The sequence below is a fragment of the Sphingomonas sp. genome (assembly GCF_019746665.1).
Taxonomy (GTDB): domain Bacteria; phylum Pseudomonadota; class Alphaproteobacteria; order Sphingomonadales; family Sphingomonadaceae; genus Sphingomonas.
Genome location: NZ_JAIERS010000009.1, coordinates 15,062 through 41,985, shown reverse-complemented (window position 1 = coordinate 41,985; position 26,924 = coordinate 15,062). Strand labels below are relative to the sequence as shown.

Sequence of the window (26,924 nt, the reverse complement as noted above, 5' to 3'; positions counted from 1 at the left end):
TTGGCAGGCATTCGTCGTCCCTTCCTTGATCCAGACTCTCATAGTCGATGGACCACTCAGAAGGGGGCAGCTCACGACCTCCAACTGGAACAGATAATCCTCGCACGCATCAACGCTTTCGTCATAGCGGATCGCCCGCGCGAGGTCGCCGCGGATCAGCGGGCTGCTGCCGTTCGAGACGAAATTGTCCTCCAGATGGCGGTGGAACGCCCAGCCCTCGACGCGCGGCGCGGCCGAGCCCGGCAGCACCCGGTCCTCGGCGTCGATCCGGCGAAACCAGCCATAGGCCATCCCCGCGCCCGGCCGCGCCTCGATCGCGGCCACCTGGCGCGTCAGCTTTTCGGGGTGCCACAGATCGTCCGCGTCGAGCGGGGCGATGTAATCGCCGGTCGCCTCGTCGAGCCCGCGGTTGCGCGCCCCGGCGAGGCCGCGATTCGCCTGGTGGATCACGCGTATCCGCGCATCCCGCGCCGCGAACTGCTCCGCGATCGCTCCCGTGGCGTCGGTCGATCCGTCGTCGATCACCAGGATTTCGTGAAGGGCATAATGTTGGCCGAGCGCGGATTGTAACGTGCGCGCAATCGTGTCCGCCGCGTTGTAGGCAGGGATGATCGTGGTCACTCTTCCCATTCTACGTAAACTTGCCACTAGTTATTTCCGTTTATCGTGATCTAGCGCTATCGGCTGCCACGGGGAGAGATTTTTGCGCGTCGCGTATTTGTCATTGGCATCGCCGTTGCGGCGCGATTCGTGGAGCGGGATGCCCTGGTACAGCTTCCGCGAGATCCGCGCGCGCTTCAATGACACGGTGCTGGTGGACACGCCACGCCTTGATCGCGTTGTGGAGCGGTTCGCCTCGTTGCAGCGCTATGGCTTGTCGGTGCGCCAGCGGCGCTTGCTCGGCGCGCTTTATCGCCGGATCATCGACGCTCGACTGGAACAAATCCAGCCCGATGTCGTGCTCTCCATCGGTGCGGCGCATAAATTGATGGGCCTTGAATCCAAGTGGCCACTCATTCATGTAACCGATGGTTACTTTGCAACCATCGTCAATTATTATGACAAATACCGCTACTTCTCCAGAGATGTGAAGCGCGCGGGGCATGAAGATTATCAGAGTTTTATCGATAACGCGAGCATGTCTTTATTCGCGTCGGAATGGGCACGCGATTCCGCGCTTGGCTTGTACCGTATGGACCAGGGCCGCGTGCGCGTCGTCCCGTTCGGCGCCAATCTCGACCAGGATCCCGGACGGCGTGAGCGCCAGCGTGGAGACCGGCTGAAGATATTGTTCGTGGGGTATGATTGGCAGCGCAAGGGCGGCGAACTCGTGCTCGCCACGTGGCGTTTGCTCCGCGCCCAGCTGCCGGATTGCGAACTGCACATCGTCGGCTGCCAGCCCCAGACCGCGATGGGGTTGGCCGGGGTGCACGTCCATGGCCGATTGGACAAGGCGAAGCCGGCCGATTTCGCGCGGCTCACCGGCCTTTTCGATAGCAGCTCGCTGTTCTTCATGCCGAGCCGGGCGGAAGCGTTTGGCATGGTGTTCTGCGAGGCCGCTTCCTATGGCCTTCCCGTCGTCGCTACCGCGACCGGGGGGGTGCCAACCGTCGTGCGCGAGGGCGAGACGGGCTTGTTGTTGCCGCTGGAAGCGGGGCCGGCGGCCTATGCCGAACGCATCCTCGCGCTGTGGCGCGATGCGACGGGCTATGTGAGGATGACCATGGCCGCGCGCGCGCGGTACGAAACGACGCTGAATTGGCATGCCTGGGGCGAGGCGGTCGAAGACGCGGTCGAGACAGTGCTGGAGCAGCGCGCGGCGACCATCGCCGCTTGACGGTCGCCGATCGCGCTGGTCGTCGGCTCTGACGATCAAGGGGCATGGTGTGAACCGGCGGCGGGCACCGGCACGGCGCGGTGCCTAGTGCGCTCAGGCGAGCGCGGCCGCCGCGGGCGCTTGCTTGAGCGGCCCTGCGCCCTTCGCCGCTTCCTCCAACCGCGCCAGTACCTGCTCGCGCGGGCCGAAGGCGGCGCTGCGACCATCGCGGAGCAGCAGCACATGCGTGGTTTGGGAGAGGATCGCCGAGCGGTGCGTGATCACCACCACGATCGCTCCGCGCGCCCGGGATGCCGAGATCGCCGCCGCCAGCGCCTGCTCGCCCGCCATGTCGAGGTTTGAATTGGGCTCATCGAGCACGATCAGGAACGGCTCGCCATAAAGCGCGCGGGCGAGGCCGATGCGCTGGCGCTGCCCGGCCGAGAGGCCGACGCCATTGTGCCCGACCGGCGTGTCATAGCCCTGGGGCAGCGCCACGATCAGCTCGTGAACGCCCGCCAGGCGCGCCGCGTCGACGATCGCCGCCCCCTGGGCGTTGGGATCGAACCGCGCGATATTCTCCGCGATCGTCCCGTCGAACAGCTCGACGCTCTGCGGCAGATAGCCGATCACGGCGCCCAGCCGATCCCAGTCCCATTGATCCGGTGTCGCGCCATCATAGCGCACGCTGCCGCGCGCCGGCGCCCACAGCCCGAGCAGTGCGCGGGCGAGGCTGCTTTTGCCGGCGGCGCTCGGCCCAATCACACCCAACACGTCGCCCGCCTTCAGGCGCAGATCGATGCCCTGGAGCAGCAGCCGATCGCTGCCCGGCGCGGCGACGGCGAGCGCGGTGACGCTCAGGTCGCGGCGCGGATAGGGCAAGGCCAGGCCGTGGCGCACCGGCTCCGGATGCGCGGCGAGCAGCGCGTTGAGCCGCCGCCACGAGGTCTGCGCACCGGCGAAGCCGCGCCAATTGGCGATCGCGACGTCGATCGGCCCCAGCGCGCGGGCCGAGAGGATCGACGAGGCAAAGATCACCCCCGCGCTCGCTTGACCCGAGAGGACGAGGAGCGCCCCCACCGTCAGCACGCCTGATTGCAGGAACATGCGAAAAGTGCGGCTCGCGCCACCATAGCGCCCGACGAGCGCCGCGAGCTGTTCCTGCGCGGTGAGGTAGCGCGCATGGACCGTGACGAAACGCTGTTGCGCACGGCCGAGCATTCCCAGCGCGGCGAGCGTTTCGACATGATGTACCACCCGTTCGGCCGAGGCGAAGCGGGCGGCCGTCACCCCGGCGAGCTCGCGGCTGGGCGCGCGGGAGCTGAGGTGGGTCGCATAGGTGAGCCCCACCATCACGGCCGCCCCCAGCAAGGTCGCGACACCGAGCCAGGGGTGGAGCAGGCTCAACACGCCGAGGAAGAAAAGAATCCACGGCAGATCGAAAAAGGCGGCGGGGCCGGCGCTCGCCAGGAAGCCGCGAATCTGGTCCAGATCGCGCATCGGGGTTAGCCCGTCGCCCTCGATCGCGCCGCCGCCAAGCAGCCGGCGCGCCATCGCGTGCTGGACATGCGGCGTCAGCTCCTCATCGACCGCGCTGCCCAGATCGGTCAGCAATCCGGCACGCGTCGTCTCGATCAGCGCTTGCAGCACATAGACCATCGTGACCCCGGCAAAGAGGAACAGCAGCGACGGTACGCTCGCGCTCGGCAGTGCCGAATCATAGACGAGCATCATGTAGACCGAGCCGCCGAGCAGCAGGATGTTGAGCAGCGCGGTCAGGCCCGCGACGGTGACGAAAGTGCCGAAATGTCCGCGCAGCGTCTGGCCGAGGACGCCGGTGCCGGGAGGAAGGAGCGTCATCACATCAATCCTTGAAGGCGCGGGCGACTTGGTCGCTCAGGGGTTTCAGCAGGTAAGACAGGAGCGACCGCGTGCCGGTGCTGATCTGGGCCTCGACCGGCATACCCTGCTTCAGTTTGATCGAGGGATGGCGGGCGAGATCGGCGGCGTCGATCGCCACTTGCACGCGGTAGAAGCTCGTCTTGCCGTCTTCGCTCGTCGTGCGATCGGGCGGAACGTAGCGCACGGTGCCGGCGATTTCGGGGGTCGCGGCGCGGTTGAACGCGGTGAAGCGCAGCCGCGCCGGTTGGCCTTGCGTCAGCTGGTCGATGTCGGTCAGAGCGACGGCGAGCGTCACCACCAGCGCGTCGCGATCGGGCACGATATCCATTACCGGCGTGCCCGGCGTGATCACCTCGCCCACCGCCGATACGCTCAAATGGTTGACGGTGCCGCTATGCGGCGCGCGCAACACGGTCTGGCCGAGCGTGTCCGCGGCATTTGCGGCCGCGATCCGCTGCTGGTTGAGCATTGTTTCGAGTTGGGCGAGCTCCTTGCCCGCCTCGGCGCGACGTTCGCTGCGCTGCTGGCGGAGCAGCGCGCGGGCTTCGGTGATTTTGCCGCTCGTCTGCGCAATCGTCGCCTGAAGTGAGCCAAGGCTGCCCTGCAGCTCCATCGCCGAACGCTCGAGCTGGTTGCGGCGGCTGATCGGCGCCAAGCCCTTTTTGTAAAGCTGCTCGATACCGTCCAGCTCGGGCTGGATCAGCACCGTCTGCTGGCGCACCGCCTCGAGCTGGGCACGGTATCCGGTGAGTTCCGCCTCATATTGAGCAACCCGCGCGGCGATGCCGGCGGTAGCCCCGCTCGCTTCGGCACGGTGGATCGCGAACATTTGTGCCTCGCGCGCAATCGCGCTCTGGGCGGCGGAGTCACGCCGCGCCGCGAGCGGGCGTGGCCAGTGGATCATGGAGGCGCCGGCGGCCTCGGCTTCGAGCCTGGCGCGGCGCGCGACCATCTGATCGATGCTGAGCGTGCTATAGGTATCGTCGGCGCTCGCGCTGCTGCTATCGAGCCGGAGCAGCGGCGCGCCCCGCTCGACATGCTGGCCTTCGCGCACAAGCAACTGGGCTACGACCCCGCCGCGCGGATGCGCCACCTTCTTGACGCGCGACGCAACCTCGACCTGGCCGGAGGCGATCACCGCGCCGCCGAGCGGGATCACCGCGCCCCCGCCACCGCCAAGCAGCGCGAGCAGGATAATGATCAGTCCCGCCCGGCGGCGATGTCGCCGCAGGCGCTCCGCGCGCGCTGGCAATCCGGCGTTGGCCAAGGGCACGAAGTGCTTTTGGAATTCAGCAGGCGCGATCGGCGGCGACATAAGGTGAACTTCCCCTCGCCATGCCGATTTCTGGTTGGCGCTGGCTTTACCAAGGCAATGCCATCCAAGGGATTATTTTTGGTTACCCTTCTCCTGCACATGCGCCTTGTTCGGCGCCGTTGCGACGAACCGCTGCCCGGACTGAGACGGCCAGGCAAATCCAGTTGATGCGGGGGGCGGATTCTTCCCTATAGAGGGGGCCATGGACGATACCGGGGCGGCGCGCGCGCCGCGCAAAGGGCTGGGCGGCATCGATCTCGACGCGCTCGCCAACATCTTCTTTCGGATCGGCAGCGGCGGGTCCAACCGACCGCTGGCGGTGATCGAGCGCAAATATATGCGCGCGCTGCCCTTCGTCGTGCTCGTCATGCTGGTGTCGACCGCGCTGGAAGGGGCGAGCATCGGGCTGATCATTCCGCTGCTGACGGTGATGATGGCCGGACGATCGAGCCTGATCTCGGATGAATTCGGCGAGATGATGCAGCGGATCGTGGGCGAGGCCAACCGGCTCTATCCCGGTCATGCGATCGAGGCGCTGGCGATCGCGATGGTTGGGTTGTTGATCATCAAGGCGGTGGTGTTGACGCTCGGCTGGCTCGTCATCTCGCGGATCGATGGTTTCGCTCAAGCCGACGTGCGCAATGCCGTCGCGCGCAAGCTATTGCGTGTACCGTATCGCTTTTATATTGTTCATGAATATTCAAAACTCGTGAATATCATCTCGAACGATACTTGGCGCACGGGTCAAGCGATCCAAGCAATTTACGGAATCGCGGGGGCGTTGGCGGCGACGATCGTGCTCGGGGCGCTGGCGGCTTATGCAAGCTGGCGATTATTCCTGGTCGTGCTGGTAGGCGCCGTGATCGCGCGCTTGCTGCAACAGGCGCTTGGCAAGCGAATGGAACAGCTGAGCGAGCAAGTGTCCAGTGCGAACGAGAAAATGGGCGAGCGGATGCTTGCTACCATCGACTTCGCCCGGATGCTGCGCTTGTTCAACCAGCAAGGCGCGATGACCGAGCGTTTCTACCGCGCGTCCGATGACTTGCGGCGCATCTTGTTCAATAGCGAAAAGCTGGGTTCCGTCTTCGGTCCGGTGATGGAAATCGTCCAGGCGGTGCTGTTCGTGCTGGTGTTGCTGCTCGCCCAGCGTTTTGGGATGACGCTCCCAGAGATCATCGCTTTCCTCGCGCTGCAATATCGGCTGCAGCCACAGATCCTTGCGGTGACCCAGGGGGTGCTGGATCTCTCGGCGCTGGCGGGTTCGATCCGCAATACCGAATGGCTCCTTGGGCAGCCCGACGAAGTCCACGCCGATGCCGCGTATCAGCCAATCAGCGCGATCGACCAGCCGATCCGGTTCGAGCAACTCTCCTACCAATATCCCGATGGCGACGGGCCAGTGGTTATCGATGCCAGCTTCACGCTGCCCATCGGCCGCGCCACCGCGCTGATCGGCCGCTCTGGCGCGGGCAAATCAACGCTGATCAACCTGCTCACCCGGTTGATCGAACCCGATCGCGGCCGCATTCTCCATGGCGACACCCCGGTGACCGCTTACGATCCAGACGCCTGGCGCGCGCGAATTGCGCTTGCCGGCCAGGACATCGATCTGATCGAGGGCAGCGTCGCCGACAATATCGCGTTCGGCGCGCCGGGCGTGACGCGCGCCGATGTCGAAGAGGCGGCGAGGCTGGCGGATGCGCATGATTTCATCGCGGCGATGGGCGGTTACGACGCGCGGATCAGCGCTTTCGGCGCCAATCTCTCGGGAGGGCAGCGGCAGCGGATCGGTCTCGCACGCGCACTCGCCCGACGGCCGAGCCTGCTGATCCTGGATGAGGCGACCAACGCAGTCGACGGCCTGTCCGAAGGGACGATCATCGAGCTGCTGACCGAGCATCGTCGCTTCGGCACCGCGGTCGTGATCAGCCATCGGCGCAGCACGCTCAACGCCTGCGAGAACGGCATCGTGATCGAGGGCGGACGGGTGGTCGAGCAGGGGCCGCTGCGCGCGCTCGATTTCTATCATCGGATGGAGAAACTGCCCGAGCTCGATGGGTCGGCGACGTGACCGCGCCGCCGAGGTCGAGCCGTGCGCGCCGCGCCTGGGCCAAGCTGCGGCGTGGGCTGGGGCTGCCGCTCGGCTTCGGGGCGTTCGGCGGCACCGCGCCGCTCAGCGACCGATTCGGCTTCGATCGCGGCACCCCGATCGATCGGTTCTACATCGAGGATTTTCTCGGCCGCCATGCCGGCGCGATCACCGGCCGCACGCTCGAAGTCGGCGACGACGCCTATACCGCCCGCTTTGGTGGCGACCGCACGGAACGGCGTGATGTGCTGCATGTCGATCCCCACTGTCCCGCCGCGACGATCATCGGCGACTTGGCCGACCCTTCGACGCTTCCAGAGGCGAGTTTCGATTGCGCGGTGATTACCCAGACACTGCACCTGATCTGGAACATGGGCGCGGCGGTCCACGCGCTCCACCGCGCGCTGCGCCCGGGGGGGACGCTGTTGCTTACCGTGCCCGGCATCACCCGCGTCGATCGCCACGAATGGGGCGCGGGCTGGTATTGGTCGTTGACCGAGCATTCCGCCAAGCGGCTGTTCGGCGAGGTGTTCGGCGAGGGACAGGTAGAGATCGCGGTTTACGGAAATGTCTTCGCCGCCTGCGCTTTCCTTCAAGGCGCGGCACTCGAGGAGGTGCCGCGGCGCAAGCTGGTGCCGGTCGATCCTTGCTTTCCGGTAATCCTGGGCGTCCGCGCGACGCGGTAGCGCTTAGCCGAGGCGCCGGAGCGCCGCATGCGCAAGCCGAAGCGGAAAGCGCGCGTCGTGGCGCCATCCGAGCCAAGCCAGGGCCAGCGCGCGCCCGGGCGTGGCGCGCATCGCCCCGATCAGCGCGAGCGAGCGCTGGCGCCGCGCGAAGTCGCGTCCCGCGCGCAGCGCCGCCGCCTCGCCGGCGCTGAGTCCCTCGGCCTGCTTGGCCAGCACCCGTTCTGTCATCGCGGCCATGCGCGCAAGATTTCGCGACATGCCGTGGGGGTGGCGGCGATAGTCGGCGGCAATCAGTGGATAGCTGGCGATCGGGTGGTGGCGCGCGAGGCGTAGATACGCATCCCAGTCCTCGCAACTGGTCAGGCTCGTGTCGAACCCGCCGATCGCGCGCAGCGCAGCCGTGTCGTAAAGCACCGTGCCGTGCATGCCGATATAGTTGTCGTGCAGCAGCGCGGCGAAGCTGGCGGGCTTAGTGACCGGCGGATGCTCGCTGATTGGGGCGCCGTCGGCAGCGATGTCCCGGTAGCCGCCATAGACGAAAGCGGCGCCCGGCGCTGCTCTCAGCCGTTCCGTTGCCGCCGCGAGCGTGCCGGGCCGGAGACGATCGTCCGCGTCGAGGAACAGGATCGTGCTCGTCCTTGCTAAAGCGAGCCCAGTGTTACGTGCCGCCGACAGTCCTGCATTGGCCTGGTGATGATAGGTCACACCAGCAAAGGATCGCGCCACCGTCGCGCTGCCATCGGTCGACCCATCATCGACCACGATCACCTCGGCCGCGCCCTGCGCCAGCGCCGATTCGATCGCTTCCGCTAGATAGGCTGCCTGACTGTAGCAGGCGATGGCGATGGTGGCGTCGAGCACTCCGTCCCGCCGTGTCACCGTATCTCGCTCGGCCAATTCTGCTCGCTGCCCTTTAGCTGACCACGCTTGCCGACTTCGATTCCTTGGCGGATCACCCGCGCCGGGTTGCCCGCGGCGATCGAGGCGGGGGGAACATCATCGAATACCACCGCGCCCGATCCCACGATCGAGCCATCGCCGATCGTCACCCCAGGCATCACCACCGCGCCGCCGCCGATGAAGCAGCGGTGGCCGATCCGGATCGGTCGCGTCCGGCCGGACATGTCGCGCGCGACCAGCAGCGTCTTGAAGGCGATGAGGCTGTCATTGCCGATCGAAATGCTTCCCTTGCCACCGCTTACGACCCGGCCGGAGAGCGATATCGACGAGTTCTCCCCCATCACGACCCCGTGGCGCAGCGCGAGCCAGCGCCGCCGGCCCTCCAGGATCAGGCGACGCAGCTTATAGAGCCGGTTGATCGTGCCCAACGCCATGACGGCCAAACCTCTATCGCGGATTGCGCGGCTCAGGGAAGGGCGATAATCGTCGCACCGCGCAAGCAGCGAGGTAGCGGGTGTTCGGTCAGCGCTGGCAACGGTTCATCCAGACCCGGGTCTGGGGGATGAACATCGATCCAAGCGCGCGCATCGCCACGACCGCCCTTATCGACCGGACCTGGCCGCGCGGTGTCCACATCGCCGCGGATGTGATCATCGGCGAGGAAGCCGTGATCCTGACTCACGACATGACCCGCGGCTTGTTCTGCGACACTCGCATCGGCCGTGGCACGGTGATCGGCCCGCGTGCGATCGTCCTGCCAGGGGTGACCATAGGGGCGGGTTGCGTGGTGCTGGCGGGTGCGCTGGTTAACCGCGACATACCCGATGGCGTCACTGTGATCGGCAATCCCGCGCGCCCGATCGACGAAACGTCAGCCTGACATCGCCAATACGCAGTCATTTCGCTTGGGGCTGTCCTACAGGATGATGTTCAATTAGAACATAACACGAACATAATCAAGCCCCCTATCAAAAAGGAACAGCAGATGAAGAGTTTGCCGCCAATTTTGGCGATTGCCCTCGCTTGCGCCGCGCTGCCGGCCCAAGCGCAGAGTGCGAAAACGATCGATGCCCCTGCCAATTTCGCCCCGCTCGTCGCCCCTTGCGCGCGAGCGAGCGACGGGAGCTGCGCTGCGATCTCGCTTAGCAATCCGCTCCCCGTCGACACCGTTGCGCGGGCCAGCGCTACCGATCGCGGGGCGATCGTCTCCAGCGCCGCCGTCGCGCAACTGCTGATGCCGGCCAATGCCGCACGTCGCGGTTTCGCCGTCCAGAACCAGTCGAATGGTGCCTGCTACATAAACGACCTCGCGACCGCGACCCAGGACTATCGCAGCCTGATGATCCCGGCGGGCGGCTATTATGAAACGCCGACAACCCAGGTCGGCACGGGCGCGGTGTCGATCATCTGCACCGTGGCCAGCACGCCCGTCTGGGCGCGTGAGTGGTAAATGGCGCTCTTCCCGAACCCCTTCCGGCGGCTGCGCGATAGCCTTCGCGCCCCCTCGGCCGTCGCCGCCACCTTCCCCATCATCACTCGGCCGGCGAGCTTCGCGATCACCCAGGCCGGCAATGCGTTCGGCGACAGCACGACCTTTGGCGTGGGCGCGCCCTCGGGCCAAGACCTTGTGGCCCGGATGCGCGCCGCCGTCGCGAGCGGCCCCACGAGCCAGGCCTTCAATCTGGTCGGCCTCAGCAGCACCGTCACCGCCAACTATTATGGCAATGGCGGCGACAGCGGCCAGAACACGGCCAAGATCGCCAGCAACGTCAGCTATTGCCGCACCAACTACGCCGCGCAGATGAACCGCATCCAATTCTTCTCGGGCGGGCTCAACGATTACAACACCGGCGTCACCGGCTGGGCGCGCAACTGGCCCGATCAGGTGAAGGCCAATTTCGCCACGATGGCCGCGCAGGTGCCCGGCGGTTACGATTATTTCTTCGATCTCGCCCCGCCCGAAAGCAACTCGCAGGCGGGCACCAATTTCGGCGCCGACCACGCCTATCATCGCCGCGACATGCTCGCCACCCATGGGCGCCGCGCCAATTTCTACGCGCGCACGCTGCGCCTGATGCGTGAGCTGGAGAGCCCCAACCCCGCCAATGCCGACGCGCTCGCGATCCAGCTGGGCGTGATCCCTTATTCGTGTCGCGGCTATCCCACGGCGAGCGGCGATTTCGCGGACGGCGACCCCGCGATCACCAGCCAGGCGAGCGCGCCGACGATCGGCGGCGCGGGCACCGATGGCGCGCTGATCTGGGCCACCGCGACCAACACCATGTACCGCTGCGGCGCGGGCGGCTGGCAGCTGCTCGATACCAAGCACCAGGGCCGCTACGGCAATACCCGCTACGCGCTGATCCGCCGCGACATGCACGCCGCGAGCGAAGGCACCGGCGCTCCGTTCGTGCCGCCGATGGAAATGCGCTGCCCGATCGACGCGGCGGCGGGCGCGGTGGTGGGGCAACTGGTCTATACCGGCACCGCCACCCGCTTCGCGCTCGGCAATCTCGACGGCACGCTCAACAGCCAGTTCGCGGTGAGCGCGACCGGGCAGATCACCCGCACCGGCACCGGCACGCTCACCGATGGCGTGCAAACGCTGGTGGTCGCCGCGACCAACGCCAACGGCACGCTCTATTCGGCGCTCGACATCTATGTCACCCGCGCGAGCAGCGTCACCGCGCCGACGATGCGCAGCCTGTCGGGCGCGATCTCGGTCGCGAGCCGCTGGGCGCATGGCATGACCGATGGCACGCTGGTATCGTTCGCGGTATATTTCCAGTGCGCGGTGCTCAACACCCAGCAGACGCTCATCAATCTGTGGCGCCAGACCAATTTGCCGTTCCAGCTGTTCGTGCTGGGCAACGGCCAGCTGCGCATTGTCAGCACCAACAGCGCGGGGACGCAGAGCATCATCGCCTCGACCGGGGTATCGCTCGGCGTCGGCACGCCGCGCTGGCTGTTCGGCACGATCAACACCGCGACCGGCGCGGTGGTGATGTATCTCGGCGACAATCCGGTGACGATGAGCGGCACGCTCAGCACCGGCACGCTATCGCTGGGCGACTGCAACCCGATCTTCCTCGCCTCCTCCGCGCGCAACCAGCTCTTGGAGCCGGGCTCGCCGTTCGTTGGCGGCACTGGCGCGGGCATCGGCTTCATCGGGTTGTGGAACGCCGATTGCGGCTGGGCGACCACCGCCAACCGCCGCGTGCTGATGGACGCGAGCGGCAACCCGGCGGCGCGCACGCCCTATGCGGCGGTGAACGGCGCGGCGCCCAAGCTGGAGCTATGGGGCAGCAAGGGCGACTGGCTCTATGGCACCCCCGATGGATCGAACGGGCCGCAGACGATGAGCACCGATTGGTTCGCGATCAGCCGGATGGGGTGAGGGCGCGCGCGCTTGTTCGACCCCATGCTTTGAGCTAGGCGGAGTGGGGGTACGGGCTTCGTGCTGCCGGCGACGGCAGCCAATTGGCGAGTGAGCGTATGAGCCTGATGCAATTTCTGCGCATTCTGTGGGTGTGGCGCGTCACCATCGTTCTCGCCGCGGCAGCATGCCTTATCGCCGGCATCGCCGCCGCGCTGGTGCGGCCCAAGACCTATACCGCCGAAGCGCGCGTGCTGCTCGATTTGCTCAAGCCCGATCCGGTTACCGGTCAGGAAATTTCGAGCAGCTTTGCCCGGGCTTATTTGCCGACCCAAACCGAACTCGTCCGGGATTATCGCGTCGCCGGTCGGGTCGTCGACAAGCTCGGCTGGACGCGCTCGCCCGAGTTGCGCGCCGATTATGAGGCGAGCAACGCCCAAGGCGTCGACTTCCGCCGTTGGCTCGCGGGCGGGGTCGCGGAAAATACCAAGCCGTATAACGTCGAAGGCAGCAATGTGCTGGTGATCGGCTATACCGCGAGCGACCCCGAAACCGCGGCGAAGATGGCTGACGCGGTCCGGGACGCTTATATCGAGGAAACGTTGCAGACCCGCCGCAGCGAAGCGGCGGGCAACGCGGCGTGGTTTGAGCGCCAGCTGCGCGATGTGCGCGATAAGCTGATCGCCGCCGAACAGCGCAAGGTCGCCTTCGAGCGTGCCAACAACATCGTGCTGCTCGACAAGGATAATGACGCCGACGCGGCGCGGCTGCAGGCGCTTTCTGGCCAGACACCCCCTAGCTCGACAATCGTCGGCGGCGGCGGGGCGAGCGACCCCAATGCCGGACAGTTGGCGGCGATCGACGCGAAGATCGCGGCGGCCTCGACCACGTTGGGCGACAACCACCCGGTGCTTCAGGAACTGCGCCAGCAGCGCGCGGCGATCGTCGCCAGTTCGCGGGCGAGCGCCGCCCCGGCGCCACGGTTGGTGCTCGGCGGCGGTGGCGGTGACGTCAATTCAGCCCGGGCGAAGGTGCTCGCGCAGCGCGACAAGGTGGAGACGGCCAAGCGACTCGAAACCGATGTCGAGGTACTGCGCGATCAATATGCCAAGGTGAACGCCCGTGCCGCCGAGCTCCGCCAGCAGGCCGCGTCGAACGAATCCGGCATCACATTGATGGACAGCGCCGTGCCGCCGCGCCAGTCGGATGGGCCCAAATCGATGGTGCTTATCGCCGGATCGGCCGGTCTCGGGTTGGCGCTCGGCGTGATGCTGAGCCTGTTGATCGAGCTGCTCTACCGTCGGGTGCGCGGTGCCGATGATTTCCGGGCGCTGGATGTGCCGCTGTTGGGCGTCGTCCAGTGCCGGGCGGTTGCATTGTAAGCCGCGAGGCAAGCGAAGCTCGCGCCGCCTGGGAGCGCGCTTAACGGCAGGGCGCGGTCCCGTCGCTCACATGCGGATAATCGACCTTGTTGCCGCAAATCTTGTTGCGTGCGCCGTCGAAGGTCCGGATCCAGGAGGTGATGCGCCCGAAGGGATAGTTGAGCATCTTCGCGCCCGGAACCGTGCGGATGATATTGTTGGACACCTCCGAATCGCGCGCGGTGTAGAGAACGATCCCGTTCCATGCCGAGAGCGCGAACTCGTTGTTCTTCACGATCATCCGGTCCAGCGGGCCGCCGGCATTGCCGAAGAACACACCCTGCATATAACCTTCGCCGCGATTGCCGGTGATCGTGATGTCCGCCGTCAACGGATAGCCAGGCGCGGACCAACCCTGGATGCAATCGGGATGGTCGCCGTCTTGCACCAACCTTCCAGTGGGACTGTAAACCGGCATGATCGGGTTGAAATTGTGGCAGTGATTGCCGGTGATGACCACCGACTGCGACATGGCGATATTGATTCCGTCCGAGCGGAGCCCGTCCAGATCATTGTCGATCAGCCGGATATCCCGGCTACGGGCGACACCGATTCCAATTCGCGCGCCGCTTACCCTTGCCTCGTGCACCTCGACGGCGCGGGAATAATCGATGACGATGGCATGTTCCTCGGTCGAGCTGGTCTCGATCGTGCCACCGTTCAGCACCACGCCCTCGACGTTGCGCATTGTGATGCCATCGATCCTCGCCGCGCGCGCATCGATCGTGACCGGGCGATTGAAGCGCCGCCCTTGGATCATGAGCCGCGGATAGCGCGCGCCTTCAAGCACGATAGTTTGGCCCGGCTGGGCGTTCGCGATAGCGCGGTCGACCGTCGCGGGCGTCACGCGGAGCGTTTGGGCCTGGCACGCGCCGCTCGCCACCCCCAATAGGGCGACAGCGCCGAGTAATCGGGCCCGTTCTTGCATTGCAGCATCTCCTTCGCGCGTTGGCATGGCGCCCTCTGCCCGCTTGGGCAAGCGTACTCGCGCCGAGGCGTTCGGCTTGGTCGGTCCAAACGCTAAAGATACCGCGCCGGCCACTGCTGACGCCGATCCCGGCGCGGGCGCCTTGCCAATGCTGCACTGCGCTGATACGCGCCATACCATACAAGGGAGGCGGATCATGAGCGACGAACTCGTCACGCGTGTGCGTGATATCATGTCGGACGTCTTCGATCTCGATGAATTGCATATCACACGCGAAACGACAGCGGAAGATATCGAAGAATGGGACAGCTTGAGCCATATTCGGTTGGTTGTTGCGGTAGAGCGCGCCTTCGGCGTCAAATTCAGCAATAGCGAGATCGAAGGTTTGGCCAATGTTGGAGAGTTGGTCGACGTGATTAAGCAAAAGCTTTAAGCATTAGCTTCCGGAGGCGACAATGCTGTCCGACTTGGCTTGGCTGCCGCAACCGCCGCGTGACTTTCGCCAACAGCTGGCTGCTCTCGGCGCCGCCCCCCAGGGCGAGGCGCTGGTCAGGCTTGCCACGCACCGGTTGGACGAGACCCAGCTCGCGCGGCTCGCGCGAATGGTCGGGGCGCTCGCCGCACCCCCCGCGCCACTATCGGCGCTACGGCTGGGATTGATCGGAGACGGGACGTTGTCGTTGCTCGGCCCGGCGATCATCGGTTCGGGCGTGCGCCACGGGCTGGCGATCGAGCTTGTCGAGGGCGGCTATGGCACCGCGGTGCAGGATGCGGTCGATGCGAACAGCGCGTTGCGCCGCGCCGCGCCCGACATGGTGCTGCTCGCGCTCGACGCGCGCCTCGCCGGCTTCGAACACGCCGCGCTGGGCGCGGGGGCAGCGGCCGAGCGCGTCGACGCGGCGGTCCAGCGGGTCGAGATGATCGCCGCCGCGCTGCGTCCCGCGATGAAGGGACCGCTGCTCGTCCAGACGATCGCCCCGCCGCTCGACCCGCTGTTTGGCAGCTTCGATCGGCTGGAGCCCGGCTCGGTGTTCGCGATGGTCGAGGCGTTCAACGCCCGGCTCGCGGCGCTCGCCCGCGCGGGCACGATCGTACTCGTCGACGTTGCACGGCTCGCCCAATCGATTGGGCTCGAACAATGGGAAAGCCCCGGGCACTGGCATTCGGCCAAGCTCGGTTTCTCGCCGCATTATGTGCCCGCCTATGCCGATCTCGTCGCGCGCGTGCTCGGCGCGATTCGCGGCAAGGCGAAGAAGGCGCTGGTGCTCGATCTCGACAACACCCTGTGGGGTGGGGTGATCGGCGACGATGGGCTGGAGGGGATCGTCCTCGGCCAGGGCTCGGCGATGGGCGAAGCGTTCCTCGCGATCCACCGGCTCGCGCTTGATCTGCGCGCCCGTGGCATCGTGCTCGCGGTGTGCTCCAAGAACGAGGACGACGCCGCGCGGCTGCCTTTTCGCGAGCACAGCGAGATGCTGCTGCGCGAGGAGCATATCGCGGTGTTCCAGGCCAATTGGACCGACAAGGCGAGCAACCTGCGGGCGATCGCGGCGACGCTCAACATCGGCGTCGATGCGCTCGTCTTCCTTGACGACAACCCGGCCGAGCGCGAGCAGGTGCGGCGCGAGCTGCCGCTGGTCGGCGTACCGGAGCTGCCCGAGGATCCCGCGCTCTATCCGCGGATGCTCGCCGCCGCCGGCTATTTCGAGGCGATCGCGTTCTCCGACGAGGATCGTAACCGCGCCGATCTCTATCAATCGCTCGCCGAGCGCGCGCAGCTGATGGCGAACGCGTCCGACATGGAAAGCTATCTCCGCGCGCTCGAAATGACATGCACGATCGGCCCGGTCGATGCCCGCAACCGCGCGCGCGTCGCGCAGCTCATCAACAAATCGAATCAGTTCAACCTCACCACCCGCCGCTATACCGAGGCCGAGGTCGCGGCGGCCGAGGCCGATCCCGCGCGGCATCTGGCGCAGATCAGGCTCGTCGATCGCTTCGGCGACCATGGGCTGATCTCGGTGCTGATCGCCGACAAGGGCAGCGACGCCTGGGTGATCGATACCTGGCTGATGAGCTGCCGCGTGCTCGGCCGCCGGGTGCAGGAGGCGGCACTCGCGCACCTCGCCGCCGCCGCGCGCGCGGCCGGGGCGCGTGCGCTGATCGGCCAGTTCATTCCCAGCGCCAAGAACAAGATGGTGGCCGAGCATTATGCCGGCCTCGGCTTCGCCGCCGATGACGTGCTCGACAATGGGACGACGCGGTGGCGGCTTGACCTGGGAAGCTATCAGCCGCCCGAGCTGCCAATGCGGATCGACGATCTGGCGCTCACCCCGGAACGCGTGGCGGCATGAGCGGGTCGCCCTATGCCGGCCGGCCCGCGATCCAGGCGTTGGTCGATGCCGTGATCGCGGTATGGCCCGAACATCAGGCCTATCTCGACAAGAGCTTCGCCGCGCGTACCGAGGCGCTGCTCGACACCAGCGATCGGATGGCGGCCGCCGTGCTCGAACTCGCGGCGGACAATGTCGCGGGCGCGGCCGCCGATTACCGCTGGCTGTGCGACCGGATCCGCGAGGAAGAGCTTAATTTCGCGCGCACCGACGCCTATCGCTTCTCGACCTTCGCCGAGACCAACGCGCATGTCTACGCCGACGACGCGTTCATGCAGCGCTACATGAACGGGCTGCTCTTCAGCCATGTCCTGTGGTTCATGCACGCCTCGTCGCTGCACTTCTTCACCCAGCGGCTGGCGGCGCGGGTGCAGCGTGGCGGCAAGGTGCTCGAGGTCGGCTCCGGACACGGCCTGCTCCTGTTCATCGCGCTGCGCGATCTGGGTCTTGACGAGGCGGTGGCCTGGGATTTGAGCCCCGTGTCGCTCGATCACACCCGCGCCGCGTTGGCGCGGCTGGGGGCGGTGGGCAAAGCGCGCTTCGCGGTGCAGGACATGCACGAGGCGCGCTCGACCGGCGAGCGCTTCGACCTGGTGATCCTGAGCCATCTACTTGAGCATCTGGAGGAGCCGGGACGTGCGCTTGAAACCGTTGGCGCGCTGCTGGCGCCCGGCGGCGTGTTGTTCGTCAACATCCCGCTGAACGCGCCGATGCCCGACCACATCCAGCTGCTGCGCGCGCCCGAGGAAGTCGAGGCGATGTTGCGCGCGGGCGGCTTCCGCGTTCTGGAGTTCGCGGCGCACACCACCCAGGCGATGCCGCTCGGCAAGGCGCTCAAGCGCAAGGCCGCCGTCACCTGCTCGGTGATCGCCGAGCGCGCCTGATCGTCCGCCACCGCCATGTTGTTCAACTCGATCGTCTTCATTTTCGGCTTTCTGCCAGTCACGTTGACCGGCTATTGGCTGTTGGCGGCTTTGCCCTGGCATCGGCCGCGGCTGTGGTGGCTGATCCTGGCCAGCCTGTTTTTCTATGCCTATTGGGCGCCGCGTTACGCGCTGCTGCTGATCGCGGCGATGATGGTGAATTACGCGGTCGGCCAGCTGCTGCAACGAACACCGGCCGAGCGCAAACGCCGTCGCAACTGGCTGCTCATCGGTGGCGTCGGGTTTAACCTGGCGCTGCTCTTTTATTTCAAATATTTCAATTTCTTCATCGACAACATCAATGCGCTGCTCGGCACCGACATCGGTGTCGGCCGGATCGTGCTGCCGCTCGCGATTTCATTCTTCACTTTCCAGAAGATCGCGCTGCTGTTCGATATCGCGCGCGGCAAGGTTCGGCTGGGCGGGGTGAGCGAGTTTAGCACTTTCGTGCTCTTCTTCCCGCAGCTGATCGCGGGGCCGATCGTTCATTATTCAGAGCTCGAGCCGCAGCTCGCCGCGCCGCCGCGACGTACGGCGGCCGGGCGCGACATGGTCGCGGGGCTCACCATCTTCGCGATCGGCCTGTTCAAGAAAACCGTGCTCGCCGATACGGCCGCGCTTTACGCGACGCCCATTTTCGACGCGGCGCGTGACGGGGCGGCGCCCGGCATGGTTGGCGCATGGCTGGCCGCGGCCGCCTATACGCTGCAAATCTATTTCGACTTTTCCGGCTATTCCGACATGGCGATTGGCCTCGCGCGCATGTTCGGCGTGGTGATGCCGCTCAACTTCCATTCGCCGCTGCGCGCGCGCAACATGGCCGAGCTGTGGCGGCGCTGGCACATGACGCTCAGCCGCTTCGTTCAGAGCTACATCTTCCAGCCGCTCTCGATCCCGCTCGCGCGCTGGGCGGCCGGGCATAGCAGCGGCGCGCTCGCGTTTCTGGCGCTGTCGACACTGCTGCCGACTTTCCTTGCGATGGTGATCATCGGCGCCTGGCACGGGGCAGGGTGGAACTTCTTCATCTTCGGCGCGATGCACGGCGTGTTCGTCGCGAGCTATGAAGCCTGGGCCTTCGCGACCAAGAAGCGCCGCAAGGGGCGGGTCGAACCGGGCTGGGAGCGCGCCTTGGCCCATGTGCTGACGGTCACCTGCTTCGTCGCCGCAGTGGTGCCGTTCCGCGCCGCCGATGTCGGGGTGACGGGGCAGTTCTTCGCCGACATGCTGGGCTTGCATTCGCTGGCCGGCGATTGGCCGACGCGCGTCCCTTTCGGCGCGGCGGGCATGGCGCTGGTTCTGATGGTCGGCGCCCTGATCGTCGCGCTGTTGCCCAACACGCAGCATTTCATGACCGGGGTAACGCCGGCGCTTGAGTGGAAGAAGTGGCGTAGCGTGGGGCTGCCGCCGATCTCGTATCATTGGCGCCCGACCCTGGGGTGGAGCGTGGTGACCGGGCTGATCCTGATGCTGGGCATCGTTTTCATCTCGCGTGGCACCACCGAGTTCATCTACTTCAACTTCTGATGGCGCGCGCGGCAACCCTGGAGCCCAAAGGCAAGGCACCGGCACCGGCGGCGATCGAGCTGCGCTGGTCGTCACCGCTGCTGCTCGCGTTGACAAGCTTCGCGACCGCGCTCGTCGCGGCGGCGGCGCTGGTCGCGCTGCCCCATGATCCCTATATCCGCTACCAGCAGCTGGCGAAGACGATCCAGTTCCGCAGCCAATGGCGCTATGAGCGGATCGAGTTCGACCCGACGCCGATCGATATCGCGATCATCGGCAATTCGCGGCTTGAGGCGGGGGTTAGCGGGCCGGGGCTGCAGTCCCAACTCCGCGCGCGGCTCGATCGTCCGCTGAACGTCGCCAATCTGGCGATGCCGCAAGAGGGACGGAACATGCATTATGTTCTCGTCAAGCGCCTCCTTGCCCGCCATCCCGAGGTAAAGCTGCTGATCCTCTCGGTGATCGAGCGGATGCCGCGCGATGGGCATCCCGCGTTCCGCGATCTCGCCGACGCGCGCGACGTGATAAGCGCTCCGGCGCTGCTCAACCGCGATTATCTGGACGCGCTCGCCGCGCTCCCCTATCGCCAGCTCTCGCTGTTCATCCAGTCACAGGCGCCGACGCTGTTCGGCGATGCCCCCCGGCTCGATCCCAAGCATTATGCCGGGCCAAATTTGGATTCGAGCAAGAGCTTCCGTCTGCCTGACGGCCGCATCGTCGATCGCGAAAAGGTTCATAGCGCCACCGAGCTCGCCGAGCAGCGCGCGGCCAAGCCCGAGGGGCGCGCGCGCTTCCTGCCGGCGGCGGCGGGCGACCTCGAATTCGCGGTCGAGCGTCATTATACCCGGCAGATCGCCGCCCTCGCGCGGGCGCGCGGCGCCAAGCTGATTTTTCTGTACTTGCCGGGCTATGCCGATCACCGCGGCATTGGCGATCTCGACTTTTACCAGCGGCTGGGGCCGGTGCTCGATTTCGGATCGTTCGCCGATAATCCCGGGCTCTTCGCCGATTACGGCCATTTCAACCGCTTCGGCACGCGCCTCGCGACCGCGCGGCTCGCCAAGCTGTTGAGCGCCCGGCTGGAGGCGCAGTCCGCCGCCCGGCGCTCCGACCGGGCGGTGCCCTGAGGTGACGCCGCCGCCATTTCCACGCGACATCGCGGCCCTCACCGGGCTTCGATACCTCGCCGCCGCCTGGGTGGTGCTGTTTCACTACACCCATTTCACCGCCGTACCGGGGATCGAGGCGATTCCGGTGCTCGGCCAGGGTTATCTCGGCGTGGATTTCTTCTTCGTGCTGTCGGGCTTCATCCTCACCCATGTCTATCTGCCGCAGATCCAGCGTGGGGCGTTCAACTATTGGTCGTTCCTCGTGAAGCGGTTCGCGCGTATCTACCCCATGCATCTCGTCACGCTGGCGGTGTTCCTGCTGTTGGCGGTGCTCGCGCAGCGGGGGCTGCTGCGCGCCGATGTCTGGCTCGGTGCCGATGCGTTGGAGCCCGAGCAACGCAACGCGGCGATGCGCGCGTTCGTCGCGCATCTCACCCTGATCCATGCCTGGGGGGCCACCAGCCAATTGTGGCTCAACCAGCCGTCCTGGTCGATCAGTGCCGAATGGTTCGCCTATCTGCTGTTCCCGATCTTCATCGTCGCTCGGCGCCATTTGCCCGGCGGCGATGGCGCTCGCGTCGTGATCGTGGCGGCGTTCTTCCTGTTGCTCGCGCTGGCGATCGACAAGCTGTTGCACACCGAGCTGACGCGGCTGACCTGGAATGTGGGCATTTTGCGGATCGTGCCTGAATTCATGCTCGGCATGATCCTCTACCGCTTCGGGGAGACCCGTTCGGCGGGTGCCCGACTGGCGCCGGCCGGCTTTGCCGCGAGCGGCGCCGCCGTCGTGGCGCTGCTCACCGTGGGGGCGACGGTCGCCAAAACCTTGGCCCCCGCCTGCGCCGCGCTGGCGGTGCTCGGGCTTGCCGGGCTGGTGTTCTTCGCGGCGGATGCGGCGCGCTACCGCGCGCTGCGCTTCTGGTCGGCGCCGTTGCCGGTCTATCTCGGTGAGATTTCCTATTCGGTCTATATGGTCCATCTCGCGGTTGGGCTGATCCTGTTCACCGGGCTGTTCCCGATGTGGCGCCCCGCCGACGTGCCCGGCGCGCTTCTCGCGCTGATCACCGGAATCGCCCTGTCGACCCTGATCGCGATGGCGAGCTATCGCTGGATCGAAATCCCTTGCCGGCGCTGGCTGGTCGCCCGGGCGGCGATGTTTACCAAGCCGGAGGCGCCCCATGTTTCATGATCTTCCCCTGCATCATGTCGGCATCGTCCAGCCCGATGAAGAGGCGGTCGCCCGGCAGATGGCGCTGCTCGGGCTGAGCGAGGATTATCGCGGTTATGTCCCGCAATTTCACGCCTTGTGCATTTTCACCCAGGCGGCGCCGGGCAGCTCGCCGATCGAGTTCGTCGTGCCCGATGGCGGACCACTGCTAAAGTTCAACAAGGGAGCGGGGGGCCTGCACCATATCGCCCTGGCTGTGCCCGATTTGCGCGCGACGATGGCGCGCTTCGCGGCGGAGGGCACGCCGCTGATCGAGCCCGAGCCGGTAAAGGGCGCGGGGCCTTTCCTGTGCAATTTCCTGCCGCCGATCGCGACCCGCGGTATCATCGTCGAGTTCGTACAACCCTTGTGAGCGCCAGGCCGCGCGGCGATCGCGCCCTGGCGCTCCAGGCGCTTACAGCACGAAGCTGCTCGCGGTGATCGCGTGCACCCCGGCGAGGAAGATGCAGAAATCGGCCACGCCGTCGCCGTTGGTATCGCCCATCACATTGACGCCGCCATCAATCGCTTCGTAGCGTAGCTGACCCGCGACCTTCTGGAAGGCATTGGTGCCGACGAAGCTGAATGCCTCGTTGACGCTCCCGGTATTGCTGTTCGCGTCGATCAACGACAGGTTGATGATGTCGCCGTCCAGCACCGAGAAGTCAGTGATCGTGTCGCGCGACGCCGCCAGCCCGCCGGCAAAGTCGCCGGGGCGGTAGATGAAGGTGTCGCGGCCCGCGCCCCCGGTCATCACATCGGCGCCCGTGCCGCCTTCGAGAATATCGTCGCCGATGCCGCCGAGCAGGACGTCGTCGCCATTGCCGCCGACGAGCGTGTCGTTGCCCGTGCCGCCATCGAGATAATCATTGCCGTCGCCGCCGAAGAGGCGATCATTGCCGTCGCCGCCATAAAGACGGTCGTTGCCGGCGCCGCCCTGCAGCACGTCGTTGCCGCCTTCGCCAAAGAGCGTGTCGGGGCCATCCGCCGAGCCGACCAGGCTGTTGTCGAGCGCGTTGCCGTGAATGGTGAGGCCGCCGATGCGCGCCCGGCCATTCTCGACATTGGCGCCGAGCGTATAGTCGATCGAGGTGACGACCGTGTCCATCCCTTCGCCCGCCGCCTCGACCACCGTCTCGCCCAGCTTGGTGATGATGTAGGTGTCGTTGCCCGCGCCGCCGATCAGCGTGTGACGCCCGGTGCCACCACCGCTGAGCGTGTCGTCGCCATCGCCGCCGATCAGGCGATAGTCACCGATCTCCCCAACGGTCAGGCGATCCGCGCCGGCGGTCCCGTTCACCACCACCTCGGTAAAGGTATAGTTCATCGTGGTGGACGGGCTGTCGATATAGCCGAGCAGCGCGAGCTTGCCGATGAGCGACGAACCGAGCATCTCGCGCGTCACGGTCAGGCTCGCCGCGCCGTTCTCCAGCATCGCGATCTGCATCGCCTGAACGTTGCCGCTTTGCGTGACCGTCGAATTCACGAACTGGTAAGCGGTCGCGACATTGTCGTTCAGCACGGTGTTCTTGACGTTGGTCAGCCCGATCCAGCTTTGCTGATCGGTATAGCCGGCGACGATGTTGCGCGCGACGGTAACGCCGTCGCCGCCGGTGATGGCAATACCATTATAGCCGGCGCCGACGATGCGATTGTCGGTGATCACGACATTCTTGAACGGCAGATTGCCGACATCGTCGCGCATGAAGACGCCCTGCACCGCCGCGCCCGTGCCGCGATCAAAAGTATTGCCCGTGATCGTGATATCGGTCGCACTTTTGGTGGTGTTGGTCGTCCAAATCTGGATCGCGTCAGGGTGAATATCGCCGACATGATCGAAGTTGGTGAAGGTGTTGTTGGTGATCTTCAAGCCGGAGGTACCGCCGCCGACGATGCCGTTGTCGCGGATCGTGCTGAAGCTATTACCGGCAAAGGTGATGCCATTACTGTTCAGGTGCGAGATCGCGTCCGTCAGCTCGGTAAACCGTGAATTGGTAACCGAGATACTCTGGCTTTCTCGGATCACCAAAGCACGATAGTCATCATGCGATGAACCATTCAGCGTGCCATGAACAAAAAGATTGTCCATATTGATCCGCGACGATGAATTGATGCGGAATGGCGCGTCATTCTGAACGGTTAGCTCAAGATTGGAGAAATTAAATCCACTGCTAGAATTGATCGTCAGATCGGTGATCACGGCGGGCTTATCCGGATTCGCGGATGCTATCGTAACACCGGCGCCAATCTTGTTGATCCCTGATATCGTAATATTACTATAAACTCCGGGTTTCAAAGCGATGACATCGCCAGGCTTGCTGGAGCTGATTGCGCGCTGAAGTTGCGCGACGTTGCCGACGGTAAATACAGCCATTTAAGGAAAACCCCCAATGCTCGAGAAACCATTCGTCCCCGGCGCCGTTAATAAAGTCACGCGCATTGACGATAGACTTAGTGCAGTGGTTAAGTGGCGAGTCAGTACGTTTCCTCAACGACAAAATTAAGGATGAACCGAAACGAACTATATCCAGAAGTCGATTTGACAGGGCCATGGCCCGAAGGATAGCAGGCGTCAGGTCGGGCATGGCGGTTAGGTAGGGAGCGATGGGTCTAACCGATTTCTTCGTCGCGACCCGTGGCCGTCGGCGGGTCCGGGCACGGCCGCCCTATGCTCAAACCCCGCTCCTCGCCGGGATGCCGTGGCTCGGCCATGTCCTGATCTTCGTGGTGTGTCTGGCCTACGGCCATGTTTATGCGACGCAGGTCGCGGCGGGAAGCAGCCCCACCCCGTTTCTCGCGCCCCTGGGCGTGATCGCGGCACTGATCATCTGGGTGATGCCGCAGATATCGAGCCCGCCTTATGCCTGGATCGATCGCTTTTTGATTGCTTTCCTGTTCGCGCTCTTCTGCTGGCCCGATTACCTCGCCTTGGATCTGCCCGGCCTGCCATGGATAACGGCGGTCCGCCTCACCTCGTTTCCGCTGACGGCGTTAATGCTTTACGCGCTGTTCGGCTCGCCGGCGGCGCGAGTCCGACTGCGGACGATCATGAGCGGATCGCCCTATGTCGCATGGGGTGTGGTGGTGTTCATCGCGCTGGCGGGCCTGTCCATCGCGATGTCGAAGGATATTCCGGGGTCGAGCAATCGCTACTTCATCGCCTTGACCACTTGGCTCGTGCCCTTCGGCGCCGCGCTTTTCTACTTTTCCCAAGAGCGGTCGGCGCGGAGGCTCGCGATTTACCTGACCGGTTTCACGATCCTGTCGATCCTGATCGGCATGTACGAGGCGCGCTACGCACAGTTGCCGTGGAAGAACCGTATCCCGTCATTCCTTGCCGTGCCTGACGAGCGCGTCGATGCGCTGTTGCAAGGGATCGTCCGTGCGGCAGACGGGATTTACCGGGTGCAGAGCCGGTTCTCGACCAGCATCGGGCTGGGCGAGTTCTTCGGCATGGCGCTGCCCTTCATGCTGCACTTGATGATGAAGACGCGCCGCGCCGGGGTGCGCCTGCTGATCCTGAGCTTGCTTCCGCCAATGTTCTATGTGGTCCTGCGCACCGGATCGCGGCTGGCGCTGATCGCGTACATCTCCTCGGTCGCGCTTTACATTCTGTTCTTCGCGCTGCGGCGCTGGGTGCGGCGGCGCGATAGCCTGATCGCACCGGCGATCGTGCTGGCTTATCCAGCGGTGATGGGGCTGTTCATCATCGCCTCGTTCCTCTGGCGCCGCCTGGAAGTGGCGATTTGGGGTGGCGGCTCGGCCGCGCCCAGTACCGAGGCGCGCCGGGTCATGGTGCAGATGGCCATTCCGCTTATCGAGCGCAATCCCATAGGTTATGGCATTGGTCGCGCGGCGGAAACACTAGGCTTCATCCAGCCCGGTACGAATATCTTGTCGATCGACTCCTATTTCCTCTCGGTCGTTCTTGAATTCGGTGTGGTCGGCTTCATAATTTACTATGGGATATTCGTGTGGGCGGCGGGCCAAGCGGCGGTCACCGCTTTCCGATCCAGCGACGAAGACATTAGTTATCTGGCCGCGGCGTCGATCGCCATCGTTAATTTCTTGATTAGTAAAACGATCTACAGTCAGCAGGAAAATCACCCGCTGGCCTTCATTCTGTTGGGGTTCGTGGTCGCTCTGTGCTGGCGCGAGGGGCGCAAGGCGGTGCCCCGATTAACGAACACTGCTCGCCCGCGGGCGGCCGCGATCGTCTGAACGAGCCTAAACTCCGGGGGAGACCATGCAATGGCGCAGCAACCGTTCCGACTGGGCCATATGCCGGTTCTCGATGGTATTCGGGCGCTTGCTATCCTGATCGTGTTCGTCGGTCACACGAAGGTCGTCGAACCCTTCCCATCGGGCTTTGGCGTGACATTGTTCTTCACACTCAGCGGCTATCTGATCACCACTTTGCTGCGCATCGAAAAAGGCAATAACGGCAACGTAAGCCTCAGCAAATTCTACATTCGCAGATTGTTGCGTATCAACCCGCCGCTGTGGATTTCAATGATCCTGGCCGGCTTGATGATCCAAATAGGCATGCTTGACCTGAAACCAAACCCAGGGGGGATAGTGGGGCAGGCCCTGTTCGTTGAGAATTACGTCACCTGGTTTACGAACAGCACAGGCTTGCCAATGCCGCTATGGTCATTGGCGGTCGAAGAACATTTCTACTTGCTATTTCCAGCGATCTTCATCCTGGCCAGCCGCTACCTGCCAGCGGACCGGCTGGGACGTTATTGCCTGATCGCCTGCGCGATCGTGCTGGCGATCCGCTTGATCAACATCCTGGTCTTCAAGATTGTCGAGCCCAACTACTATCTTACACACACCCGTATCGATTCGATCCTGTTCGGCTGCGCGCTGGCATTATGGCGCAATCCGGTACTCGATCCGGTCAAACGCCCGCCGCTATGGCTGCTCATTCTGTCGATCGGCGTGATCCTTGCGACTTTTGTGTTTCGGGCGCCGCTGCTGCGCGAAGGGTTGCGCTATTCGATCCAGGGCGCCGCGACCTTGGTTCTGTTCAGCGCCGCGTTGCAGGCGACCGGCGGGCCGGTGCTCAACCTGCTGACGTCGCGGCCGATGCGGCTGATCGGCACGTATTCCTATACCCTGTATCTGGTTCACTATCCGATTTTGGTCGCGATCTGGCAGAATTTGCCCGGCCTTCCGCGCATCGCGCAAGGCTCGATCGCCGCTGCCGCGTCGATGGCGGTCGCTTACCTGATGTACCGCCTGGTCGAACGGCCCCTCGCGCGGGTGCGCCATCGTTTGTCCGATGCCGAGCGGCCGGTCGATCTGGTCTCGCAGCCGACCATCTAGCAAGCCGGCGACCCTGGGCGGTGCG

Annotated in this window: 23 protein-coding genes; 16 read left to right on the top strand and 7 right to left on the bottom strand. The window is 65.1% G+C overall.

Translation table 11 applies throughout. The annotated features are described in order from the left end of the window. Positions 1–621 (bottom strand): glycosyltransferase family 2 protein (locus K2X73_RS07855; RefSeq protein ID WP_294109716.1); only part of this gene is annotated, 621 nt, incomplete at its 3' end. Positions 622–736: 115 nt separating this feature from the next. Between K2X73_RS07855 and K2X73_RS07850 the strand changes: the two genes are divergently transcribed. Continuing rightward, positions 737–1,837 carry a glycosyltransferase family 4 protein gene (locus K2X73_RS07850; protein ID WP_294109714.1) on the top strand — a complete coding sequence of 367 codons (1,101 nt, stop codon included), beginning with the start codon at positions 737–739 and terminating at the stop codon, positions 1,835–1,837. 93 nt (positions 1,838–1,930) lie between these two features. Here K2X73_RS07850 and K2X73_RS07845 read toward each other — a convergent pair whose 3' ends face one another. Continuing rightward, positions 1,931–3,676, bottom strand: a complete 1,746-nt coding sequence (locus tag K2X73_RS07845) for a type I secretion system permease/ATPase (RefSeq protein WP_294109713.1) — start codon at positions 3,674–3,676, stop codon at positions 1,931–1,933. A 4-nt stretch (positions 3,677–3,680) separates the two neighbouring features. Further along, the gene (locus tag K2X73_RS07840; RefSeq protein WP_294109711.1) at positions 3,681–5,033 is read right to left on the bottom strand and encodes an HlyD family type I secretion periplasmic adaptor subunit; all 1,353 of its coding nucleotides are present in this window, start codon (positions 5,031–5,033) and stop codon (positions 3,681–3,683) included. Positions 5,034–5,235: 202 nt separating this feature from the next. Between K2X73_RS07840 and K2X73_RS07835 the strand changes: the two genes are divergently transcribed. Together K2X73_RS07835 and K2X73_RS07830 are read left to right on the top strand one after the other, a co-directional pair. Continuing rightward, positions 5,236–7,104, top strand: a complete 1,869-nt coding sequence (locus K2X73_RS07835; RefSeq protein ID WP_294109709.1) for an ABC transporter ATP-binding protein — start codon at positions 5,236–5,238, stop codon at positions 7,102–7,104. Further along, positions 7,101–7,808, top strand: a complete 708-nt coding sequence (locus K2X73_RS07830) for a methyltransferase domain-containing protein (protein ID WP_294109707.1) — start codon at positions 7,101–7,103, stop codon at positions 7,806–7,808. The genes K2X73_RS07835 and K2X73_RS07830 overlap by 4 nt, the downstream gene beginning before the upstream one ends. 3 nt (positions 7,809–7,811) lie before the next feature. On the opposite strand, the gene K2X73_RS07825 is transcribed toward K2X73_RS07830, so the two are convergent. Beyond that, on the bottom strand, positions 7,812–8,669 hold the full coding sequence (locus K2X73_RS07825) for a glycosyltransferase (protein WP_294109705.1): 858 nt from the start codon (positions 8,667–8,669) through the stop codon (positions 7,812–7,814). A gap of 14 nt (positions 8,670–8,683) precedes the next feature. Then, complete coding sequence (locus tag K2X73_RS07820) at positions 8,684–9,142, bottom strand: DapH/DapD/GlmU-related protein (protein ID WP_294109703.1); 459 nt, start codon at positions 9,140–9,142, stop codon at positions 8,684–8,686. Positions 9,143–9,222: 80 nt separating this feature from the next. Here K2X73_RS07820 and K2X73_RS07815 point away from each other — a divergent pair, with 80 nt between their 5' ends. The 4 genes from K2X73_RS07815 (at position 9,223) to K2X73_RS07800 (ending at position 13,466) form a co-directional block, all read left to right on the top strand. Then, a complete protein-coding gene (locus K2X73_RS07815) occupies positions 9,223–9,588 on the top strand; it encodes an acyltransferase (protein ID WP_294109701.1) in 366 nt (121 codons plus the stop codon). A 105-nt stretch (positions 9,589–9,693) separates the two neighbouring features. Next, positions 9,694–10,158 carry a hypothetical protein gene (locus K2X73_RS07810; RefSeq protein WP_294109699.1) on the top strand — a complete coding sequence of 155 codons (465 nt, stop codon included), beginning with the start codon at positions 9,694–9,696 and terminating at the stop codon, positions 10,156–10,158. After that, positions 10,159–12,105, top strand: coding sequence for a hypothetical protein (locus K2X73_RS07805; protein ID WP_294109697.1), 1,947 nt, complete (start codon positions 10,159–10,161; stop codon positions 12,103–12,105). A gap of 98 nt (positions 12,106–12,203) precedes the next feature. After that, positions 12,204–13,466: a GNVR domain-containing protein gene (locus K2X73_RS07800; RefSeq protein WP_294109693.1), complete on the top strand. Its 1,263-nt coding sequence runs from the start codon at positions 12,204–12,206 to the stop codon at positions 13,464–13,466. Positions 13,467–13,506: 40 nt separating this feature from the next. Here K2X73_RS07800 and K2X73_RS07795 read toward each other — a convergent pair whose 3' ends face one another. Beyond that, entirely contained in the window at positions 13,507–14,460 is a 954-nt protein-coding gene (locus K2X73_RS07795) for a NosD domain-containing protein (RefSeq protein WP_294109689.1), read from the bottom strand. Between K2X73_RS07795 and K2X73_RS07790 the strand changes: the two genes are divergently transcribed. The 7 genes from K2X73_RS07790 to K2X73_RS07760 are packed head-to-tail and all read left to right on the top strand — an operon-like array spanning position 14,459 to position 21,941. Further along, positions 14,459–14,866: an acyl carrier protein gene (locus tag K2X73_RS07790; RefSeq protein ID WP_294109687.1), complete on the top strand. Its 408-nt coding sequence runs from the start codon at positions 14,459–14,461 to the stop codon at positions 14,864–14,866. The two genes, K2X73_RS07795 and K2X73_RS07790, sit on opposite strands and share 2 nt — an antisense overlap. A gap of 22 nt (positions 14,867–14,888) precedes the next feature. Beyond that, positions 14,889–16,787 (top strand): HAD-IIIC family phosphatase, encoded by a 1,899-nt coding sequence (locus K2X73_RS07785; RefSeq protein WP_294109685.1) that lies wholly within the window; start codon positions 14,889–14,891, stop codon positions 16,785–16,787. Further along, on the top strand, positions 16,784–17,710 hold the full coding sequence (locus tag K2X73_RS07780; protein WP_294109682.1) for a class I SAM-dependent methyltransferase: 927 nt from the start codon (positions 16,784–16,786) through the stop codon (positions 17,708–17,710). Before K2X73_RS07785 ends, K2X73_RS07780 begins: the two co-directional genes overlap by 4 nt. A gap of 18 nt (positions 17,711–17,728) precedes the next feature. Further along, positions 17,729–19,273 (top strand): MBOAT family O-acyltransferase, encoded by a 1,545-nt coding sequence (locus K2X73_RS07775; RefSeq protein ID WP_294109678.1) that lies wholly within the window; start codon positions 17,729–17,731, stop codon positions 19,271–19,273. Further along, on the top strand, positions 19,273–20,379 hold the full coding sequence (locus K2X73_RS07770) for a hypothetical protein (RefSeq protein WP_294109676.1): 1,107 nt from the start codon (positions 19,273–19,275) through the stop codon (positions 20,377–20,379). Before K2X73_RS07775 ends, K2X73_RS07770 begins: the two co-directional genes overlap by 1 nt. 1 nt (position 20,380) lies before the next feature. Further along, positions 20,381–21,550 (top strand): acyltransferase, encoded by a 1,170-nt coding sequence (locus K2X73_RS07765; protein ID WP_294109674.1) that lies wholly within the window; start codon positions 20,381–20,383, stop codon positions 21,548–21,550. After that, the gene (locus tag K2X73_RS07760) at positions 21,540–21,941 is read left to right on the top strand and encodes a VOC family protein (protein ID WP_294109672.1); all 402 of its coding nucleotides are present in this window, start codon (positions 21,540–21,542) and stop codon (positions 21,939–21,941) included. The genes K2X73_RS07765 and K2X73_RS07760 overlap by 11 nt, the downstream gene beginning before the upstream one ends. 42 nt (positions 21,942–21,983) lie before the next feature. On the opposite strand, the gene K2X73_RS07755 is transcribed toward K2X73_RS07760, so the two are convergent. Next, positions 21,984–23,942 carry a right-handed parallel beta-helix repeat-containing protein gene (locus K2X73_RS07755; protein WP_294109670.1) on the bottom strand — a complete coding sequence of 653 codons (1,959 nt, stop codon included), beginning with the start codon at positions 23,940–23,942 and terminating at the stop codon, positions 21,984–21,986. A 230-nt stretch (positions 23,943–24,172) separates the two neighbouring features. Between K2X73_RS07755 and K2X73_RS07750 the strand changes: the two genes are divergently transcribed. Both K2X73_RS07750 and K2X73_RS07745 read left to right on the top strand, forming a co-directional pair. Continuing rightward, positions 24,173–25,789: an O-antigen ligase family protein gene (locus K2X73_RS07750; RefSeq protein ID WP_294109668.1), complete on the top strand. Its 1,617-nt coding sequence runs from the start codon at positions 24,173–24,175 to the stop codon at positions 25,787–25,789. A 30-nt stretch (positions 25,790–25,819) separates the two neighbouring features. Then, positions 25,820–26,899 carry an acyltransferase gene (locus K2X73_RS07745; protein WP_294109666.1) on the top strand — a complete coding sequence of 360 codons (1,080 nt, stop codon included), beginning with the start codon at positions 25,820–25,822 and terminating at the stop codon, positions 26,897–26,899. Positions 26,900–26,924 lie beyond the last annotated feature (25 nt).

Bases quoted from the DNA above. Each gene is read 5' to 3' on its own strand.
- K2X73_RS07755 (WP_294109670.1), bottom strand. From the start codon at position 23,942: ATGGCTGTATTTACCGTCGGCAACGTCGCGCAACTTCAGCGCGCAATC.
- K2X73_RS07835 (WP_294109709.1), top strand. From the start codon at position 5,236: ATGGACGATACCGGGGCGGCGCGCGCGCCGCGCAAAGGGCTGGGCGGC.
- K2X73_RS07760 (WP_294109672.1), top strand. From the start codon at position 21,540: ATGTTTCATGATCTTCCCCTGCATCATGTCGGCATCGTCCAGCCCGAT.
- K2X73_RS07795 (WP_294109689.1), bottom strand. From the start codon at position 14,460: ATGCCAACGCGCGAAGGAGATGCTGCAATGCAAGAACGGGCCCGATTA.
- K2X73_RS07820 (WP_294109703.1), bottom strand. From the start codon at position 9,142: ATGGCGTTGGGCACGATCAACCGGCTCTATAAGCTGCGTCGCCTGATC.
- K2X73_RS07785 (WP_294109685.1), top strand. From the start codon at position 14,889: ATGCTGTCCGACTTGGCTTGGCTGCCGCAACCGCCGCGTGACTTTCGC.
- K2X73_RS07770 (WP_294109676.1), top strand. From the start codon at position 19,273: ATGGCGCGCGCGGCAACCCTGGAGCCCAAAGGCAAGGCACCGGCACCG.
- K2X73_RS07790 (WP_294109687.1), top strand. From the start codon at position 14,459: ATGGCGCCCTCTGCCCGCTTGGGCAAGCGTACTCGCGCCGAGGCGTTC.
- K2X73_RS07800 (WP_294109693.1), top strand. From the start codon at position 12,204: ATGAGCCTGATGCAATTTCTGCGCATTCTGTGGGTGTGGCGCGTCACC.
- K2X73_RS07780 (WP_294109682.1), top strand. From the start codon at position 16,784: ATGAGCGGGTCGCCCTATGCCGGCCGGCCCGCGATCCAGGCGTTGGTC.
- K2X73_RS07745 (WP_294109666.1), top strand. From the start codon at position 25,820: ATGGCGCAGCAACCGTTCCGACTGGGCCATATGCCGGTTCTCGATGGT.
- K2X73_RS07845 (WP_294109713.1), bottom strand. From the start codon at position 3,676: ATGACGCTCCTTCCTCCCGGCACCGGCGTCCTCGGCCAGACGCTGCGC.
- K2X73_RS07840 (WP_294109711.1), bottom strand. From the start codon at position 5,033: ATGTCGCCGCCGATCGCGCCTGCTGAATTCCAAAAGCACTTCGTGCCC.
- K2X73_RS07810 (WP_294109699.1), top strand. From the start codon at position 9,694: ATGAAGAGTTTGCCGCCAATTTTGGCGATTGCCCTCGCTTGCGCCGCG.
- K2X73_RS07805 (WP_294109697.1), top strand. From the start codon at position 10,159: ATGGCGCTCTTCCCGAACCCCTTCCGGCGGCTGCGCGATAGCCTTCGC.
- K2X73_RS07750 (WP_294109668.1), top strand. From the start codon at position 24,173: ATGGGTCTAACCGATTTCTTCGTCGCGACCCGTGGCCGTCGGCGGGTC.